This is a genomic window from Planktothrix sp. FACHB-1355, from assembly GCF_014748295.1.
GTDB classification, from domain to species: Bacteria; Cyanobacteriota; Cyanobacteriia; order Cyanobacteriales; family Aerosakkonemataceae; genus Aerosakkonema; species Aerosakkonema funiforme_A.
Map to the genome: position 1 here is coordinate 1 of NZ_JACJUP010001048.1, position 2,502 is coordinate 2,502.

Below are 2,502 nucleotides of genomic sequence, written 5' to 3' on the forward strand. Positions count from 1 at the left end.
TTCTTGCGTAAAGAAACCCGGTTTCTCAAGCCTATTCCCCCATTCATTGTAGAATATAGGGCAGTTAAAGCCAACCAAAAACAGGTTAAGAATAACAGAAAATAGCGATTACCTTCATGCAACTCACCACGACAAAACATAAGAAACTTTTCCGATTCCTATCTTTTGCTTCGATCGCTTTCGGGTTTCTGCCAAATTCTGCGATCGCCTCCTATCAAAATTTATCCGCAGATTTCACCGGTGCAAAATGGCAAGCCGTTCCAGATACCGGATCTGAACCGATCTACATTGACACGAATAGCATAAAATTAGATGAAAGTCAAAGTGTAATCACCTACGATTTGATTCAACCTGACGGTACTTACGGTCGCATAGAAACAGATTGCGTAACTAACAAACAAAGGTCAATTCGTCAAGGCTCGTTTGAATCTAAAACTAAGGCTAGTTTCGTTTCCTTACCCAATGCAACATGGCAAAATATTGAAACAGATAGCCTACAAGCAACTATATCAGGTTATGTTTGTTCGTTAGGCAATCGAATTGAACCTGCAACCGAGGAAGCATTTTATAACACCAAAGTGCGACTACTCGAACAAATCACTCAAGGTTGCCAAGAAACCAAAAAAACGCAAGGTAACATAACCTATCAAATTTGCACCATCAACGGTCAACCTGTGCAAGCTTCCGAAGTTATTACCGAAGCGGGAGATGGTTTAGGATTTTGGTTTGAGAATAATAAAGTGAGGGCAATTCGCTTTTTCCATAATAGCGATCTTGTTATTTTCGATGATAATGGGCGGTTAGAAGTTGTATTTTCCGATGATGGGAAAATGCAAACTAATTTTACTGAAACGGAAAGGAAAGAATTAGAAGCAACTGCCAAAAACGGCTATCGAGATATTTTTCAGGTGTTTAAAATTTAGGGATTGTCAGCCAAAAGAAACCGGGTTTATCTGCGTGAATTGTCAGAAACCCGGTTTCTGAGCCTCTAGGAAGCCATTTCAGCTAGGGGAGAGCGATCGTACTGTTGCAGCAGATCCGCTGGATCGTCGTAGATTGCGATCGCATCAGACAATTGCTCATCGCTAAAACCACCGCAACGAAAAGCAATAACTCCTACTCCCGCTTTTCCAGCAGATTCAATATCGTAAGGAGTATCGCCCAACATCAGCGCTTTATCCGGTTCCAGGTTAGCTTTTTTCAAAGCTACCTCCACAATATCCGGTGCTGGTTTTGAGTTTTCTGCATCGTTAGAAGTTGTATGTTCCGGAATTAAATCGTCTACACCGGCAATTTTGAGCAAAACATCCATCTCTTGCGAAGTAGCCGAACTAGCAATAATTAAATGTAACCCAGCGTCCTGCATCTTTTGAACTAACTCTCGCGAACCATTGGCGGAAACTAACTGGGAAGAGAATTTCTTGATAATCAATTCCTTGCGGCGCTCGGAAATTTGTTTGCCAACACCCTCCTCGCTATTGAGTTCCGCCACCATTTTCGGAATTACCAGATCGCCACCCATACCGATGAGGGGGCGCACTTTTTCAAACTGAATTTCATACCCATAGTCAGCAAATGCCTCTACCCAAGCTTGTGCGTGAGCATCATTGCTTAAAACCAGAGTTCCGTCCACATCTAAAATTACACCCTCTAGCGCCATCATCTTCTCCTGCAACCTTTAATTGTTCGATATTGACATAGCGATCGCAAACCCTCATCTGTCTCTATGAGGAGGAGTTTGATACTTTGGGCATAGTTTGATGGTGCGATCGGGCTAGCGTTGCGTAGCAATATCCTCTAGATATTAAAAGTTTGACAAAGTACTTCCACAGCTTGCATGGGTAAATATAGTTTCATCGGGTTTTGTTTAAACGGTTCAAAACCATACTTTTGATAAAATTTAACTGCTTCTTCATCCAAAGTTTCTGCTATTACAGCTAAAGATGCCACTTGTGATGTTGCCTCTAGTGCTTTCTTAAGCGCGTCTAGTAAAATTAACTCACCTATACGTTTACCTTGCTGAGTGCGATCGACTGCAAGACGACCGAGCAAAGTAGCAGGAAGTAGGGGATACCGAGGCAAAATTTTGGCAAAAGATTCGCTCAATTCTGTTAATGCGATCGTGTAGGAAGAAAGGCTGTAATAGGCAATAACATCAGTGTTGGGAGAATCAACTAAAACAAATACCATTGCCACTCGCTTCTTGAGATCCTGGGATGCTTGTTTGCGGATGTAATTGTCCAGGCTTTCTTTCCCACAACAGAAAGTTGAGCGATTATGCTTGCGGCTATCAAGAGGTTCGATCGTCAGTCCCATTATTCATCACTTGTTTGTAACGCAAAGCGGCTGCTTTCAGTGCTTCATTTGGCGGCGGCGGATTCAGGAGAGTATTCACAAAAGCTTCACTATCCTCAAGGTTAAGTTTGAGTGTTTGGTGCTGTTCGATCACCTTGGAAGCTGCTGCTTGAACGCTAGCGATGACGAAATCTGTCAAAGTAAGCC

4 protein-coding genes are annotated in these 2,502 nt (G+C 42.5%); 1 reads left to right on the forward strand and 3 read right to left on the reverse strand.

All coding sequences use genetic code 11. The annotated features are described in order from the left end of the window. Positions 1-116 precede the first annotated feature (116 nt). Positions 117-923 carry a hypothetical protein gene (locus tag H6S82_RS28770; protein ID WP_190461859.1) on the forward strand — a complete coding sequence of 269 codons (807 nt, stop codon included), beginning with the start codon at positions 117-119 and terminating at the stop codon, positions 921-923. Positions 924-988: 65 nt separating this feature from the next. On the opposite strand, the gene H6S82_RS28775 is transcribed toward H6S82_RS28770, so the two are convergent. The 3 genes from H6S82_RS28775 to H6S82_RS28785 form a co-directional block, all read right to left on the reverse strand. Next, complete coding sequence (locus H6S82_RS28775) at positions 989-1,663, reverse strand: HAD family hydrolase (RefSeq protein ID WP_242057149.1); 675 nt, start codon at positions 1,661-1,663, stop codon at positions 989-991. Positions 1,664-1,797: 134 nt separating this feature from the next. Then, positions 1,798-2,316, reverse strand: coding sequence for a GNAT family N-acetyltransferase (locus tag H6S82_RS28780; RefSeq protein WP_190461857.1), 519 nt, complete (start codon positions 2,314-2,316; stop codon positions 1,798-1,800). Next, the coding region (locus H6S82_RS28785; RefSeq protein ID WP_191057141.1) for a DUF1778 domain-containing protein at positions 2,291-2,502 on the reverse strand (212 nt) is incomplete at its 5' end. The genes H6S82_RS28785 and H6S82_RS28780, both read right to left, overlap by 26 nt.